Consider the following 17,377-nt stretch of genomic DNA (forward strand, 5'->3'; position numbering starts at 1 on the left):
CAGAGAGGCTGATCATGGACAGAATCAAAAAATATTTCCAGCAGGAGAATTTCGGACAAAACTCAGGCATGAAGCTGACAGAGGTTTCCGAAGGGTACGCCAAGGTTGAAATGGACATTGAGAAAAGACATCTCAACGTTCTCGGAACCGTGCACGGTGGTGCGATATTCACCCTTGCGGACATGGCCTTTGCAGCAGCATCAAATTCTTACGGAACTGTTGCAGTTGCAATAAACTGTGATATCTCTTATGTAAAAGCAGTAAGTGAAGGCCGCCTCACAGCAGAGGCAAAGGAAACCTCCATCAACCCGAAGATCTCCACCTATGTTGTGGACGTTACCAACGAAAAAGGAGAAATAATTGCGATATTCAACGGCATGGCTTACCGGAAGAAATACGAACTGCAATTTCCCGAATGATACCTGAATCATCAAATGGTATCACTTGCTTTTTAGTGTCCCGTACCACCAACGTTCAACCAAAATTTATTTCTTTGATGCGATAAGATTATTCTCTAACTAAATTACCTGAAAGTTTATAGGCGCTGTGACTATCTTTATTATAGAAAACAGCGGCCCAGAAAGCTCTATGAACAATTTAAGTATCAACTTTATTTGGGGGTGTAAGAAGACATGAGTATCAAGAGAATGATTGCTGCAGCCATAGCCAGTGTGCTTGCTTCCAAGCTGATCAAAAAAATAAAAGGCAAATAACTTTTTACTTTTTTATTTTTATTCTTTTTTGATATGTTTTTCTAAACTTCCTTGCTTAGGAAGTTCTCTTTCATAATTCACTTTACTGATTACAGAAAGACGTCCATCTGTTTCCAGAATGACAGCGTCCACATTTTTATCACTCAGAAATCCCTGACCTCTGATGGATTGTTCAATTTCCTCCCGGACTATTCTGACTTTTTTCATATTGTCTTTAAGGTAGTCACCCTTATAGTAGAGTAATTCAGGCTCGTTTTTGACCGCTTTTTTTATGAAGTCAGACCTCACTGTCAAAAAGCTCACCAAAAGCTGCAAACCCACCAGTGAACCCAGAGCAGTTATACCATCTATTATAGTTGTGTTGCTGGAAAGTATAAAGGATGCAAGAGTAGATCCAATTGCAATTGTAATTATAAAATCAAAAGCATTTAATTTTGCAAGTGTTCGCTGGCCTGTTGTCCTCAGAATGATCACAAGTGCAAAGTATCCACATATAGTAAAGAGTACTATCCTGAATAGTGTATCCCAGCTACTAAATAAAATATCAATAACCATCAACCCCACATATTTTCAAATTCCCCTTACTTTCCTAAACAGGAAATTTCCTGATAATGCTAAACAGGAGATTTTGAGCTGATAGTATAAGATATCTACTTGTTTCAATCAATTAGGATAATATAGGAGACATTTATACCCTCATTTTCAGGTCTTTTGCAAAGAACCGGACTGAGTTAAATAAGGTGGCCTGATCAAAATGTCAGACCGATTAAACTGAATGAGTAGGTTCAAAAAAAATTATTTATATGTTACAGTGCATTCCTTCGGTCAATTACCTTTTTGGACTTGCCTTCTGTTCTTGGAATGGTTCCCTTCTCAACCAGATCTACGTTGGTGCGGATATTCAGAACACTTTTCAGCTCGTTCTCAACATGTCTTTTTACAGCAGCCAGATCTTTTAACTCACCGGTGAATGCATTTTCCTCCAGCTCGACCTTCACTGTCAGCTCGTCAAGCATTTTCTGGTTCCTGTCAAGTATGACCTGGAAATGTTCTGTTACTTCAGGCACCCTTGCAATAACATTCTCGATCTGTGAGGGAAATACGTTGATACCCCTTACAATCAGCATGTCATCCGCACGTCCTAGCAGTCTGGAGATACGTGTGGTGGTACGCCCGCAGGAGCATTCACTCTCAAGAAGCCTTGTAATATCCCCTGTACGATACCTGATTATCGGCAGCGCTTCCTTTGTAAGGGATGTCAGTACAAGTTCTCCCTTCTCACCTTCTGCAACCTGCTCTCCTTCTTCATCAAGCACTTCAACAAGGAAATGATCACACCACAGGTGCAGACCATCCTGGCACTCACATTCAAACGCCACACCAGGGCCCATAAGCTCAGAGAGCCCGTAGGAGTCGTATGCCTTAAGATCGAGAGCGTTTTCAAGCTGTTTCCGTGTGTTGGCAGACCAGGGTTCCGCACCGAAACATCCCACTTTAAGGGATAGTTTATCAACGATATCCATCTCCTGCGCAGTCTCAGCAAGATAGAGTGCATATGAGGGAGTGCAGTGGATCGCCGTTACTCCGAAATCCATCATCATCTCAAGCTGGCGGACAGTATTGCCCGTACCGCTTGGAACAGCCACAGCGCCAATTCTCTCGACACCATAATGGAAACCCAGACCACCTGTGAACAGACCGTAATTCACAGCATTCTGGAAAACATCCTCTTCACCGAGTCCGACCATCGTAAGGTTGCGGGCCATAAGATCGGACCATGTTTCAATGTCCTGCCTGGTATAACCGACAACAGTTGCCTTCCCGCTCGTACCCGAAGATGCATGGATCCGCACAATATCTTTTCTTGGAACAGCAAAAAGTCCGAAAGGATAATTATCGCGAAGATCCGTTTTCCGGGTTGTGGGGAGTTTGCTGATGTCCGCGGCGGATTTGATATCTTCCGGTTTTATTCCAAGCTGCTTGAATTTCTCTCTGTAAAAGGGAACGTTATTATAAACTGATGCAGCCGTCTTTTTCAACCGTTTTGATTGTAATGCTGCCAGTTCGTCTTTTTTCATTGTTTCATACTTTGGCTGCCAGTATTTCATGAGAGTATCTCCACTTGCATCCAGAATAGAACTTCCTATTTAAATGATTTACTCCTAAAAACAATGGATACATCATTAATAAAGCAAAAAATGAACATATCAAGGATATTTTTATACACAAATTTATAATTTTATACATAATTAAGTATTGTATGTACATAAACTGCAGAACCATGTACACATTTTATTATATTTTGCCATAATATATTAAATACTGTTCAGTAAATCGTTCTTTCATAAGTGTGTGAAAGAAATGAACAGGAATCTAAGTGGGAAGTACATTTTAATTTTAGTACTCATCAGTCTTGCATTCATGCCATTTGTAATGGCAGGCAGCAATAGTAGTACTGCTGAAGACAACACCATAACTGAAATAAATTCACACTATAAGGTCCTACCTGAAAAAGAGACCGTTCACGTTACAAAACAGATAACTTTTGTGAACAACAATCCCGGCACCAGTTACTGGAGAGGTTATTACTCAGACTATAATTATTACCTCCCTGAAACCGCCGGAAATATCAGCTCATATGACGATGAAGAAAGCTTAAGCTACTACAGGGACGGGGAAGGCTACTATGTATTCGAGTTCAACAGAAAGGTGTGGTATAAAGAGAGCTATACTTTCTATCTGGAATATGACCTGGAAATAAACAGGAATACCGCTGTTTTCCACCTGAGCGAATATGGTGACAATACAGCCGTAAGTCTGGAAGTCCCGTCTGATTTTCATACATATCTCGCAAGAGAAGACTACGCACTTGAAGAAAAGAAATATTCCAATATCTACAGGTTCGAAAAAGGACAGCAGTGGTCTGGTTCATGCCTTGTTAATTCGGTCAGATCAACCGGATATGACATCCTCGAAGATACTGTCAGTTTGCGGGAACAGGATGTTGCCATCAGGATAAGATACTGGGAAGGAGAAGAAGAGTGGGCAAGAGAGATGATGGAAACAACAAGGACATATCTTCCGATAATGGAAGATAGCTGGGGTGTCCCATATCCTGCCTCTTATGACATAACGATAACACAGGCCAATATTACAGAGACCGGAGGATACGGAGGGTACAATGAAGGTAGTAAAGGTATCTGGCTGCTGCACACATCAAGTAATGAAATTCTTATTCATGAACTCGCACACTACTGGACTCGTGCCTGCAACTTTGAGCAACTCTGGATGGATGAAGGATATGCTGACCTTTATACGTATATTGTTCTGAATCAGACTACGCCTGAAAAAGCTGAAAAAAGGAAAGACCGGTTCCTGGAAAAATACGAGAGCTTAAAAACAGAATATGAAGTGCCACTTGAGAAGTGGAGCACTCCTGAAAGTCTTGATTCAATGAGCCAGAAAGAGGTTGATTTTGGATATAAAAAAGCCTTCTTTACAACATATATGCTTTATGAAGAGATCGGCCCCGAAGCTATGAGAGCTTCAAATGAGGAATTCATATACTCAAATACGCGGGTCGATGAAGAGATGTTCATAACCATGATGGACTCATCTTCAGGAGCTTATCAGGAACAAATACAAAAATTAATATACATGTAAAAGCTATCAAACATAGTAAATAAGCTGCTAAAATTAATTAAATATTTATAAATGTATGTTTAAGCTCAATAGATATAATGTAACAGTTTATTGAATCTTCTGAAAAATGATCTGGCTGCGAAGGGGGATGATCGCGGATAGGGAAGATATCGAATATGTGGGAGTGAAGGGACCATGGAAGCTCATTGCATAAAGAAAGACAATCATGATTATCCATTCTTTGAAATAATGGAGTTGTATCAGGCACCCGGCTCACCTGATATGATACTTAAAAGAGCTGTTGATGAGATACCCGGAATTTTCCTGGCTCACGGAAAAGTTTCATCAAGAATTATCTGGAAGAACAGGTTCTTTGATTCACCTGATTTTGACAAGAAGGGCAGAAGGCTAACAAGTGAGATTGTGGTCAACGGAAATCGGGATGGAGTAATAGAGGTCTATTTCAATAAAGTTCAGACAGAGATCGGTAAATGGGATATGCCATCTTTCCCTTCCAGAAACAGTAACTTATTGCTGGACAGGATATCAAAATTTATAGGGAGCTTGCTTGAAAAGGATTCTCTCATAAATCTTTTGACAGAATCCGAAGCAAATATGAGAAATATTCTGGACAGACTCCAGGAACATATTTTTGTACTGGACAGCAGAGGTAATATCCTGGACTGCAACAGATCTTCAATGGATTGTCTTAATTTCGGATGTAACCAGATAGCTGGATTCAGGCTTGCAGATACGGGGTTTCTTGATCCACAAACTATCGACGAGATTATTGAGAACACATTGCTTTCAGGCAGGTTCAGCCTTGAGATTGAGTGCCATTGTCCTGATGAGACTACCACAGTATGGATCGATTCCTGTTGTATGGATTACAACAAAGAACAAGCAGTCCTGTGTATAATCCGGGACATCTCAAAATCAAGAGAATATGAGGACGAACTGAAAAAACAGGCAGAAGACTTAAAGAGTTCCGGGGAACTCAAAGAACTTTTCATCGATATTATCCGCCACGACCTGCTGACACCTGCCGGAATCATCAAAGGGTTTACAGAGGAGCTTTTATTAGGCCCCTCGGAAGAAGAAAAATATATGGCTATCCGGAAAATATACGAGAATACAAACCGCCTGATAGAACTGTTGGACTCGGCCACAAAATTGAGCAAACTACAAAAAGTTGAAGAGATACCGTTCCAGAGTATGGATTTAGTGCCTTTCTTTTTGATGGTGGCCGAAAGTCTCCAGATCCAGGCACAGGAAAGAAGGCAGCAGGCTCTTGAATATACACACATGATGGACCTGCCATTTGCTTTTAGCTCCAATGGTGATGCTTTTCTTTTTCATGACCGCTCGGGAAATTCCACTAACGTAGAGAAGGAACTTTCCTTGGACAGTTTTCCAACTCCTGATGAGTTATGGGAGTCATATTGTAAATGGAAAGGTATAGACACTGCTAAGCCAAGTCTGGTAGATCAGGACTATTATACAGACTTTACAGGAAAGGCTCCGCGTTATTACCAGTTGAATGCTATAAATAAAACAATAGAAGCAATAGCCAAAGGACAGAACCGTATACTGCTTGTGATGGCCACTGGCACTGGTAAAACATATACTGCTTTTCAGATCATATGGCGGTTGTGGAAATCAAAAGCAAAAAAGAGAATTCTTTTCCTGGCTGACAGAAACATCCTTGTGGATCAGGCAAAAACCAATGACTTCAAACCGTTTGAAGGTGCAATGACAAAGATCCAGAATCGTCAGGTGGATAAGTCTTATGAGATCTATCTATCGCTGTACCAGGCAGTAAGTGGTTCAGAGGAAGAGAAGAACATCTATAAGCAGTTCTCAAGAGACTTCTTTGACCTTGTTGTCGTTGATGAGTGTCACAGAGGAAGTGCTGATGAAAATTCGGCTTGGAGGGATATTCTGGAATACTTCGATTCTGCAACTCAAATAGGTATGACAGCCACTCCGAAGGAGACTAAGGATGTTTCAAATATCGAGTACTTTGGAGATCCAATTTACACATACTCATTGAAGCAGGGTATAGAAGACGGTTTTCTTGCACCTTACAAGGTTATTCGTATCGATCTTGACAAGGACCTGCAGGGATGGAGGCCTGAGAAGGGACAGCTTGACAGATACGGCAGGGAGATAGAAGACCGTATTTATAACCAGAAGGATTTTGATCGTGAGGTTGTGCTGGAAAAGAGAACAGAGATTGTTGCCAAGAAGGTTACGGAATTCCTAAAAGCCACCAATCGCTATGATAAGACCATTGTTTTCTGTGAAAATATCGATCATGCTGAGAGAATGAGGCAGGCCATAGCAAACGAGAATCCCGATCTTGCTGCTGATAGTAAATATGTGATGAGGATTACTGGTGATGAGCAGGAAGGTAAGGCTGAGCTTGACAATTTCATTATGCCTGATAGCCGATATCCTGTAATTGCTACAACATCTAAACTGCTAAGCACGGGAGTCGATGTTCAGACTTGCAAACTCATTGTGCTTGACAAAAGAATTAAATCGATGACTGAGTTCAAGCAGATAATCGGACGTGGAACCCGTATTAACGAAGAGTTTGACAAACTGTTTTTCACAATTATTGATTTTAAGAAGGCTACCGAATTGTTTGCTGATCCTGACTTTGATGGAGAACCAGTGGATGTATATGAAGGCAAGGGCTCTATCAAGTTAAAACCCAACCTGCCACGGCAGAAGATCAAGCCCTATAGAGTTTCTGATGTGGGAGTGTCAATTGTTGCTGAGAGGGTGCAGTATTACGGAGCTGACGGCAAATTAATCACTGAATCGATCAAGGATTACACCCGTAAGACTTTGCTGGACGAATTTGACTCCCTTGACCTGTTCCTGCAGTACTGGAGTGAACACGGCAAAAAGACGGCTATTGTGCAGGAGCTGGAAGATAAGGGACTGTTGTTGGATGCTCTTGCTGAGGAAGTGGGTCGTGAGTATGATCCATTTGATCTAATCTGTCATGTGGTGTTTGACCAGCCGCCACTTAGCCGCAGAGAAAGGGCTAACAACGTCAGAAAGAATGGCTATTTTGAAAAATATGGGGATAAAGCCCGTGCTGTTTTGGATGCATTGCTTGAAAAGTATGCAGACGAGGGCATAAGAAACCTTGAAGACCTTGATATTCTTCGAGTTAAACCTCTGAGTGAAATTGGAACTCCCATGGAGATCATCAAGCTCTTTGGTGGAAAACAGAAGTTCATGGATGCTGTTAATGAGATAGAAACACAGTTATACATGGCTGAAGCTTAAGGTAGCAGAGATTCTTGGATGAGGCTAAAACGATGTCAATTAGTACTACTATTAAGGGCATACAGGACATAATGCGAAAAGATGCTGGTGTGGACGGAGACGCACAGCGCATCAGTCAGCTTGTATGGATGGTGTTCCTCAAGATATTCGATGACAGGGAAGAAGAGTATGAGCTTATGGAGGACGACTATGTATCTCCTATCCCTGAACGTTTGAGGTGGAGAAACTGGGCGAAAGATCCGGAGGGAATTACCGGTGAAGAACTGCTTGATTTTGTGAATAACGACCTTTTCAAGACTCTCAAGGAACTGCAGTTCAATCCTGACTCAGATCCCCGTGGATTTGTAGTAAGGGACGTTTTTGAGGATTCCTATAACTATATGAAGAACGGCACTCTGATTCGCCAGGTCATCAACAAGATCAATGAGATTGACTTTAATTCCAAGAAGGATAAACATCTTTTCGGGGATGTGTATGAGAAAATTCTCAAGGACCTTCAAAGTGCAGGAAATGCAGGAGAATTCTACACTCCCCGAGCAGTTACTGATTTTATGGTTCAGATGGTAAATCCCAAGATTGGAGAGAGTTTGCTTGACCCTGCGTGTGGTACAGGAGGTTTCCTTGCATCTTCTATTGAACACCTGAGAAAACAGGCCAGCAGTGTTGAGGATGAGGAGAATCTTCAGAAATCCATCCATGGGATTGAGAAAAAGCCGTTGCCTCATCTGTTATGTGTTACCAATATGATGCTGCATGGCATTGATAATCCGTCACAGATACGCAGGGATAATTCCCTGGCAAGACCTCTGAGGGATTACAAGCCGTCAGATAAGCTGGATGTTATCATCACCAATCCTCCGTTTGGAGGTACGGAAGAAGATGGTATAGAAACTGGCTTCCCTGCATCCTACCAGACAAGAGAGACAGCCGATCTTTTCCTTGTGCTTATCGTTCATCTGCTCAAGGACGGTGGACGAGGTGCTATAGTCCTTCCTGATGGTACACTGTTTGGTGAGGGTGTAAAGACACGTATTAAAGAGAAACTGCTTGAAGAATGCAATCTGCACACTATTGTACGTCTTCCAAACGGTGTCTTCAACCCATATACAGGCATCAAGACCAACCTGCTCTTTTTCGAAAAAGGTGAGTCTACCAAGGAGATCTGGTACTACGAGCATCCGTATCCAGATGGCTATAAGTCCTATTCCAAGACAAAGCCCATGCGTATTGAGGAGTATGAACCTGAAAAGGCATGGTGGAACAAGCGTGAGGAAAATGAGTTTGCCTGGAAGGTCAGCATAGATGAGATCAGGGCTAACAACTACAACCTTGATATTAAAAATCCACATGTGGAGGACATCGATCACGGAGATCCTGAGGAACTTCTTGAGGACTACAAGGCCCTTCTCTCAGATATCGAAGATACTCGCAATACTCTGAAAGCAGAACTCATGGCAGCTCTTGAGGGTAAAAGCACATGAATGCTGTAACTTTTTTTGAGAACTTCTCCCTTCTCTCTGAATCACCTAATGGAATTCAGAAGTTACGTGAGATGATCCTACAGATGGCGGTACAAGGTAAGCTTGTACCACAGGATCCTAATGATGAGCCTGCTGAAGTATTGTTGGGGAAGATTAAAAACGAGAAGGAAAAGTTAGTGAAGGAAGGTAAGATAAGGAAATCTAAGAAATTACCACAAATCGAAGAAGATGAAATTCCTTTTAAAATACCAGACAGTTGGATCTGGACTCGTCTTAATGAAATATATGATGTAAGAGATGGAACTCACGACAGTCCAAAATATCAAAAAGAAGGCGTACCTCTCGTTACAAGCAAAAATATATCCAGTGGAAAGCTTGACTTATCAAATGTAAAATTTATATCTGAGGAAGATCACCTTAAAATTTCACAAAGATCAAAAGTGGACAAACATGACATTCTGTTTGCAATGATTGGAAGCATTGGAAACCCGTTAATAGTAGATGTGAATACAGAATTTAGCATCAAAAACGTTGCTCTTTTTAAATATTATTCATGTGAATATTCAAGTCCTTGGTACTTATACTATTTTCTAACTTACGCAGCTAATACTATGCGTTCAAAAGCAGCAGGTGGTGTTCAATCATTTGTGTCACTGGGATTTTTGAGAAAATATTTAATTCCACTCCCACCTCTCGAAGAACAAAAGCGCATAGTCGCTAAAGTTGACCAACTCATGGAACTCTGCGACCATCTTGAATCCCTGCAACAGAAAAAACAGGAAAGCCACATTCACCTAAACAATGCTGCCCTCAACAAGATGCTCGACGCAAGCAGTCCAGAGGAATTTGAAGAAAACTGGCGACTTGTATGTGAGAACTTCGGGTTGTTGTATGATAACCTCGAAAATGTGGAGAAGCTCAAGCAGTCTATTTTACAGCTTGCGGTGATGGGAAAGCTTGTTGAACAGGATGCTAGTGATGAGCCTGCTGAGGTGATGTTGGAGAAAATTAAGACTGAAAAGGAACAGCTTCAAAGTATTGTAAATATAAGAAACTCCAAGTCACTTCAACCTGTTGAAGCAAATGAATACCCGTTTGAAATACCAGAAGGATGGCTTTTTTCACGAATAGGCAATTTGTTCTTAATTTCAAGTGGAACTACCCCTAGCCGAACAAAACACCATTATTATGAAGATGGGACGGAAAACTGGGTAAAAACTACAGATTTGAATAACAGCTTAGTTTTATCTTGTGAAGAAAAAATTACTTTACAAGCAGTTGATGACTGCAACCTCAAATATTATCCAAAAGGTACTGTTTGTGTAGCTATGTACGGTGGTGCAGGAACTATAGGGAAATCTGGAATTCTTGGAATAAAATCTACAATAAATCAATCAGTATGCGCAATAGTCCCAAGCAGTTTTGTAGACTCAAGTTTCTTGCACTATTATCTCAAATCAATCCGTTCAGATTGGATGAAATTTGCAGCAGGTTTGAGAAAGGCACCAAATATAAATGCTAAGATTGTCCGAAACATGATTTTCCCTCTTCCACCCCTCGAAGAACAGAAACGTATTGTAGCCAAGGTCGATCAGCTGATGGAACTTTGTGACAGGCTTGAAGCTGGCATAAGGCAGGCTCAGGAAGATGGTGAGAAGTTGATGGAAGTTATGGTTCATGAGCTTTTAACACAAACATGATAATTCTATGGACAAAAACTAGCAAGATTATACTTTCTACAGTGATAACATGGACAATAAAGAAAGAATAGATACAATTGAGTTTTTCATAGATAGTTCAAAATATCACTATAATAATCTCAAACAGAAATTATCAGATTCAAACAAACCTGTAGTTGATGAAAAAGGGCTTCGGAATGTAACTGGAAAAGGCAGGGTTGAAGTTAGAATTCCTGTCGAATTCTCATACCAAAAAGGTTTTGCTACGGAGTTGTATGAATTCTACTCTTTTATCAGTTCTGTAATGGCTTCAATTAATGGTATGGTTGATTTAAAATGCAGAATTGTTGATGGTTATACTTCTGAGCGTTCTTTTTCTTTTGGTGAGTATATGAGTAAAAAAGGTAGAAAAAAATTACCTGATTTTAAAGATTCGAAGATTCATGAATTAATTTTTCAAAATTCGGAGTGGATTGATGAAATACGAGTAATGAGAAACATAATTCAGCATAAACCGATACAAACTTTTTTCCAGGCAAATTTGGTTTTTAAAGCACAAATTGAAGGTCAAGAACAATTTAATGATGAAAGTCATGTGAAAATGTTTGTCCCTCTAATGCATGAAGAACCAAAAGAAGTTACTCAGTTTTGCGATGAAGTATTAATTAATCTAGAAACTTTATGGGAATTAATTAAACAAGAAATTTAGGATTAGTAGTATTTTTACACTAAATTATCTGTACTCTGTAATTAGAGACCTAATTTGTCAAAAAAGGCACGGTGTTTCTTGTTAGCACTACTTATCAATTTGTCATAGGACAATATTTCAACGTAAGCATTGAACTTCCCATGATATAGATAATATCCCATCCCATCTTTTAATGGATGAAATTGCCTTTCTTCTGCATCCTTTTTTACAGAATCATTTATGTCACAAATAGCAAAACAATAAAACTTAGTTGAGTCATTTATGTTAATGTCTCTTCCATTTTCCTGTTTTATTTTCTTATTTTTTATGTCTTCTAGTATTTCGTACATCTGAACTACAGGAGATTTATCATAATCTTTTCTTTGAGGACGTTTTAACTCGATAACGGAAACTGCATTAGCTATTTTATCATCATTTACATCTTCAAAAATAATCATATCGGGACGTAGATCACTATCAGAATCAGAAAAATCTCTTAATGGTTTGTCTGATGCTGCATATTGGTGATATGATAATACGTCATCAATTATCCATAGATTATGATCTTCGTATGACATGTGATTTGTTTCAGTTCTCCTTGGGAACAAGATGTCATGGATTATTGATTCCAGTTCATACTTTCCATCTTCTCGGAGTTCTAGCTTTTTCTCAAAAACTTCAAGTATCTTTTTCCTTTTGATTAGGTACTGAGCCAAATCATCTTTTTGAAAGTCATGGAGTTTGTTGCATAACTGCTTGCAATCATCCTCAATATCAGAAACACTGTCATATTGGGTCTTAAGTAACTTTTCCGTATCATTCCTGATATTGAATTCTGCTACACCTTTATGTTTAAACAGTGCTTCATTTATTTTTGCATCCGAAGCATTTACATCGATTTCGTCAAGAACCTCAGGGCAGTAATGAGGAACAGATTTTAATGAGGGAGTACTTGCAACATAATTCGCTATTCTTTCTTTTTTAATCTCATTAACACGAGTAAGATAGCTTTCTAAATATTCCTTTGATTTCTCTATTACATGATCGCGAATTATATTCAACGGATATGTTTTTTTGTTATCGAGAGATACCTGAATCCCATTTTTAGGTAGTTCGAAGCCTCTTCGGGATGAGTTCACATATTTATCTAAATAACTTCCCGAAACATAAACAGAATACACAAACTTATTGTCATCATCATCTAACTGCGATGGAGTTCCCAGGTACTTATCTAATTTGTCACCATCAACATCTCTATTGTGGGCACAGTATACTATTTTATGTGCTTTTTGATATGTGTTATAGAGCTTAAGATGTGAGATTCTGTAAGTATCGTCATATATTCTGATGTCTTCAGAAACTATATTATTTTTAATTTTAAGGAACATCATGTTAAGATCAAAACTATCATCGTCATCTTTGACAATAATCCTTGGAGCTATGTCGTTGATATAGTATACCAAACAATGTTCCAAAATCCTTTGTGCAATCTTTTCAGTTGTTTTATAGGCACTTGGTTCAGTCCTATAGCTTTCTTTGAACCCCTTTAAAAGAACTGTAGTTTTGTGTTCTGCATTTGCATCTGCAGATTTCTTAAAGTGATTGCTAATAAAATTATCAATTGTAAAATCAAAACTTCTAAATTGTTTTTGTTTTTGCTTGTCTAGATAAACACTTGTGATTTTAACGTTATCGAACGCTTTTAACCAAGTGAATCTTCCGACACCTTTGCCACCTTTTTGTAGTTTGTAAGTGCTGTCAGAAGTGAGAAAAGAGCTATAGTTTTCTTCTGTAAACCCAATTCCATTGTCTGTTATCCCAAATGCTTTAATTATTTTTTCCTCTTTGAGGGTATCTGAATCACTTAGTCGTACTTGAACAACATTGTCTCGGACAACTTTGACAGTTATCAATCCATCATGGATATCATTGTTATCTTCTATCGAATGGATCGAGTTTACAACCGCTTCAAATACGGGCAATAAAGCTTCCGATTTGAAATCACCTAAATTTCGGATTTTACCTTTGAGATCAGCTCTTAAATACTCCTCAGTCATCTGTCTTGATAATATGCATAGGTGTTTGAAATAATTTACTAAATAGTCCCTTGGATTATTTCAAGTATATTTCTCTGCATTATCACGGCAATGTCTCCGTACTACATCTATCAGCGTTCATACCAATGCCAAACTTTACCCGCAACTAGTATTTCATATCTGGTTTGATGAAGTTAATGTGTTTAACTCAATTTGTTTAATTATCAGCTAGACAAAGCGGAAATATTATAATATATTTTAATCATTATCTTTATATTCTCTAAAAGTTGTGTGAACCTATGTGTGGAGACTGTGAAAAAGATTTAGATAGTTTAATTGAACGAGATTCTTATAGCGATCTTTCTGATGAACAATTGGCTGAGTTGAGTCGCGAAAGTCATTTGCCTAGTTTTAAAAAAAGTTTTCTTACAGAACTATCAAAACTTTTTAAAACAAGTTCGTTTTTATGTAATCATTGTATTGATGATTTTTTAAAAAAATGGGATGGTTTTGCTATAATAAATTCAGAATTTAAGGAAAGTGAGATATCATTATCCTCTTTTTATTACCAATCATCGTTGTATGAACTTTACAAAGAAGATGATTTTGATATTTTTGTTGATATGATGGGTTGTTCCCGTTGTGAAAATGGAGATATCACTTCTATTTGGCCTTATCCAAATAATTTAGATGTACTGTTCGATTTATACGATGATGAACTGAAAGCAGTTGCAAAACTTGCTGAAAAGTGTCCATTTGCCATATTAACGGATGATTTTGCTTCCAAAATTTATAGTATGCTCAAGCAACTGTCTGAGAAATCAACAAATCTATGCTTAGACTTTAAGTTCTATAGGTGTAGAAATTTAGACGATGAAGCCGTATTATTTTCTCGTCAGGATATGGGTCCTGTACCTGATGAAAAAGCACAAGAAAACAGATTTAACCATACTGGTTATGGTTATTTATATTTAGCAACAACTGAAGATGTTAGCTTTGGTGAAGTGACGTATTCCTCCAACGGACCAAGAAAAAAACAAGTTTGTATGGCTGAAATAAGGTTACTAAAAAGCCTTAAAATATTAGATTTGACAGATGTTCAGGGTAACAATCATAAAGATGACACCTATCAAATGTTAATCTGCTCACCATTAGTATATAACCATCCAGATAATAAAAACAAATTTCAAAATAAAATGTATGCTACTAAAGAATATATATTTACAAGGTTCATCGCAGACTGTGCTCTTTCTTTGGGATTTGATGGAATAAAATACGCGAGTAGATTTGGTAGAAGTGGTGACAATTTCGTAATATTTAAAGACAAAACAAATAAACAATTTAAATGGGATGAAATTTTCATAATTGATGATATTTATAGATATCCAAAAAACGATGATGATTGATGTAGAAATATACGAACAAGTAGTTTTCTTGCCATTTGATATGTAGTAATTGTACAATGCTTCTCAAGCTAGGATGGTTATCATGCTTCCAGATTATCCTGAGATTAAAAAGATTATCCAAACAAAATTTGAACGATTAATAAATGAAGAATCAAAAAAAGGTTCATTTCTATCGGTGATTCGTGAAAAAAGAATCTATGAAGGTGATTTTTTGGAATCAACTTCAATCGACGGATATCTGGATAAAAGGGAATATGCTGAAATCTCTGAAACTTTTAGTGTAACGAAAGAAGAAATAATCGAGAAAGGCTTTGATGCATATTTTGAACAAATACCTGAAATAGCTCAAAAAATAAAAAACAGTAAAGAGAAGCAAATTATAGATAAAATAGATGAAGTTACAGATAGAGTTGGTAATGTTATAAATGGTAAATCAAAATCTTTCGCTGAAAATTATCTAGAAGTATTAGAGAAAATGTCTATTTCTTTTGATGAATATGGATTTCCTATAATTCCCACATTAATTGTTAGTCCTGAATTTTACGAAAAATCTAAAGATGAAATCTCCGCATTCGATGAAGATCCTGTTATGAAAAAGAAGTTTAAAGATATAATCTACAAGAAAAAAGGTGAGTGGCTTGATAAAGAGGATAATAGAAAACTGGTTGACTAAAACTAATGAAAAAGGTTATCAAATTCCTTTTTGTCAATATCTTATTTCACAAAAGCATACAATTGTTTATATTTCACCGCATGGACCTATGGAACAAGGAAAAGATATTATTTCCATTGATAATAATGGGGAAGTCTATGCATTTCAGCTAAAAGGTGGAAACATTAACTTAACTGAATGGAGAAAAATAGAAGGAGAAATAAGTGAGTTAATAGAAGTTCCTGTAAAGCATCCTTCCATAGATTATTCCGTATTCCATAAACCATTTCTAGTCACTAACGGAGAGATTTCGGACCCTGTAAGAGTTAATATCGTTGATAAAAATAGACGTTATGAACAATTAAATTTACCGAAACTAGAAGTGATTACAGTTTCTCAGTTAGTGAGCAAATTTGTTGATGTACATGGCTCATTTTTACCAGTTCAACCATCTGATTTTCGTGTTTTTTTGGAACTCTTTCTTTCGGAAGGTACTGGACCTTTAAAAGCTGAGTTATATGTAGATTTTTTAAAATCAATTCTTGTAATTGAAAATGCAAAAAAAATAGAGCTTCAAAGAAGAATTGCTAGTAGCATTCTATTAACACAATATGCATTGCAACCCTATGAAACAAAGAATAATTATGTTTCAGCAATAGAAGGATGGACAATACTTTGCAGCTATATTTTCCGGCTCGTTGATGAGTTTCAAATAGAAGAGAAGTATTGGAAGAATTCATATGAGATTATACTAAGTAAAATTAATGATTTGTTAAATCTTCTTAAGAGTGAGTTTCTTGGAAGAGATAATTACATAGAAGGTTCATCTTTGGGTGATGGTGGATTATTATACAAATCAAGATTAACTATTGTTCTTGGTTGGTTGTCTGCGTTTGAACTATTTAATAAAGTGGTAAAGGACGACTATCAAATTGATAATAGGGTTTATGATAGCATAAAGGCGCTTTATCCCAATAATACTTGGTTCTGGGGCGAGTCAGCAACACCATTTTTTGTCATGATGAGTTTTTTGTCATGGGAAGTTGAAGATAAACAACTTGCTAATGGAATAATTAGTAATTTGATATTGGATATAACCTATGGGAATGCTTATGACGGCATAGGTACTCCTGATCCATATATTTCTTTAGAAAAAATACTTGCAGTAAATTATAATGTTTCTGAACTTGATTTTGATTTTAAGTCATTTATTGGTTCATCATACCATTTAGAGGCACTCGTGGATATCCTAGTTCGAAGAAATAAAAGAGAACAACTAGATATTTTATGGAAAGATATTTCATTTATCCAAAAAAGCAAATTTATTCCAGAACACATATGGGATTTTTTCTTGTGGAGATGTAGCAAAGGTTCTCAAGTTGACTCGTTCTATGAAAATCCTCAGAGCTATTCCAAATTAGCTTTAGAAGCTAATAATTCAGATGATCAAGTACCAATGATTTTGAGACACAACTTTTCTTTATTGTATTATTTGCTTATGTGCTTTCCACATAGACTTAATCACCATTCTCTCAAATATATTGACGTGAATTTTGAAAACAAAGCATAGAATAAGGATGTCACAGTTGCAGTAAGTGAGCGTATTTTGTAAGTGGAAAATATTCATACATATCTATTCTGAAAAACCAATTTAACTCAGCTTCCTAGTATTCGTTTTTACTATTTCATCGACTAATCTATTGATTTTAGATTCTATAAATGATGAAAAACAATATTAGAATCTGTTACTTGATTATGATTTATGGAAGTCTCG

At 37.5% G+C, this 17,377-nt stretch carries 12 protein-coding genes and 1 pseudogene; 10 read left to right on the top strand and 3 right to left on the bottom strand.

All coding sequences use genetic code 11. The features are described 5' to 3' along the window. The first annotated feature begins 14 nt into the window (after positions 1-14). Positions 15-419 (top strand): PaaI family thioesterase, encoded by a 405-nt coding sequence (locus tag HWN40_RS07350; protein ID WP_176965125.1) that lies wholly within the window; start codon positions 15-17, stop codon positions 417-419. Positions 420-731: 312 nt separating this feature from the next. Here HWN40_RS07350 and HWN40_RS07355 read toward each other — a convergent pair whose 3' ends face one another. Then, a complete protein-coding gene (locus tag HWN40_RS07355) occupies positions 732-1,268 on the bottom strand; it encodes a DUF421 domain-containing protein (protein WP_246275863.1) in 537 nt (178 codons plus the stop codon). A 251-nt stretch (positions 1,269-1,519) separates the two neighbouring features. Next, positions 1,520-2,821 (bottom strand): phenylacetate--CoA ligase family protein, encoded by a 1,302-nt coding sequence (locus HWN40_RS07360; protein ID WP_176965126.1) that lies wholly within the window; start codon positions 2,819-2,821, stop codon positions 1,520-1,522. A 313-nt stretch (positions 2,822-3,134) separates the two neighbouring features. On the opposite strand from HWN40_RS07360, the gene HWN40_RS07365 reads away from it, so the two are divergent. From HWN40_RS07365 to HWN40_RS07385, 6 genes and pseudogenes are all read left to right on the top strand, one after another. Then, entirely contained in the window at positions 3,135-4,376 is a 1,242-nt protein-coding gene (locus HWN40_RS07365; RefSeq protein WP_176965127.1) for a M1 aminopeptidase family protein, read from the top strand. Positions 4,377-4,853: 477 nt separating this feature from the next. Beyond that, a pseudogene (locus tag HWN40_RS13710) lies at positions 4,854-5,303 on the top strand (PAS domain-containing protein); the annotation flags it as partial. An 84-nt stretch (positions 5,304-5,387) separates the two neighbouring features. After that, a complete protein-coding gene (gene hsdR, locus HWN40_RS07370; protein WP_425487366.1) occupies positions 5,388-7,661 on the top strand; it encodes an EcoAI/FtnUII family type I restriction enzme subunit R in 2,274 nt (757 codons plus the stop codon). Positions 7,662-7,693: 32 nt separating this feature from the next. Continuing rightward, entirely contained in the window at positions 7,694-9,142 is a 1,449-nt protein-coding gene (locus tag HWN40_RS07375) for a type I restriction-modification system subunit M (RefSeq protein WP_176965129.1), read from the top strand. Further along, positions 9,139-10,842, top strand: coding sequence for a restriction endonuclease subunit S (locus HWN40_RS07380; RefSeq protein WP_176965130.1), 1,704 nt, complete (start codon positions 9,139-9,141; stop codon positions 10,840-10,842). The genes HWN40_RS07375 and HWN40_RS07380 overlap by 4 nt, the downstream gene beginning before the upstream one ends. Positions 10,843-10,891: 49 nt before the next feature. Beyond that, positions 10,892-11,530 (top strand): hypothetical protein, encoded by a 639-nt coding sequence (locus HWN40_RS07385; RefSeq protein ID WP_176965131.1) that lies wholly within the window; start codon positions 10,892-10,894, stop codon positions 11,528-11,530. Between the two features lie 41 nt (positions 11,531-11,571). On the opposite strand, the gene HWN40_RS07390 is transcribed toward HWN40_RS07385, so the two are convergent. Next, positions 11,572-13,566 (bottom strand): hypothetical protein, encoded by a 1,995-nt coding sequence (locus tag HWN40_RS07390; RefSeq protein WP_176965132.1) that lies wholly within the window; start codon positions 13,564-13,566, stop codon positions 11,572-11,574. Positions 13,567-13,844: 278 nt separating this feature from the next. Between HWN40_RS07390 and HWN40_RS07395 the strand changes: the two genes are divergently transcribed. The 3 genes from HWN40_RS07395 to HWN40_RS07405 all read left to right on the top strand — a co-directional run bounded on the left by HWN40_RS07395 (position 13,845) and on the right by HWN40_RS07405 (position 17,173). After that, positions 13,845-14,951: an RES family NAD+ phosphorylase gene (locus tag HWN40_RS07395; RefSeq protein WP_176965133.1), complete on the top strand. Its 1,107-nt coding sequence runs from the start codon at positions 13,845-13,847 to the stop codon at positions 14,949-14,951. A 73-nt stretch (positions 14,952-15,024) separates the two neighbouring features. Then, a complete protein-coding gene (locus HWN40_RS07400; protein WP_176965134.1) occupies positions 15,025-15,624 on the top strand; it encodes a hypothetical protein in 600 nt (199 codons plus the stop codon). Then, the gene (locus HWN40_RS07405) at positions 15,590-17,173 is read left to right on the top strand and encodes a hypothetical protein (RefSeq protein WP_176965135.1); all 1,584 of its coding nucleotides are present in this window, start codon (positions 15,590-15,592) and stop codon (positions 17,171-17,173) included. Before HWN40_RS07400 ends, HWN40_RS07405 begins: the two co-directional genes overlap by 35 nt. Positions 17,174-17,377: the final 204 nt, after the last annotated feature.

The sequence above is a fragment of the Methanolobus zinderi genome (assembly GCF_013388255.1).
Lineage (GTDB): Archaea > Halobacteriota > Methanosarcinia > Methanosarcinales > Methanosarcinaceae > Methanolobus > Methanolobus zinderi.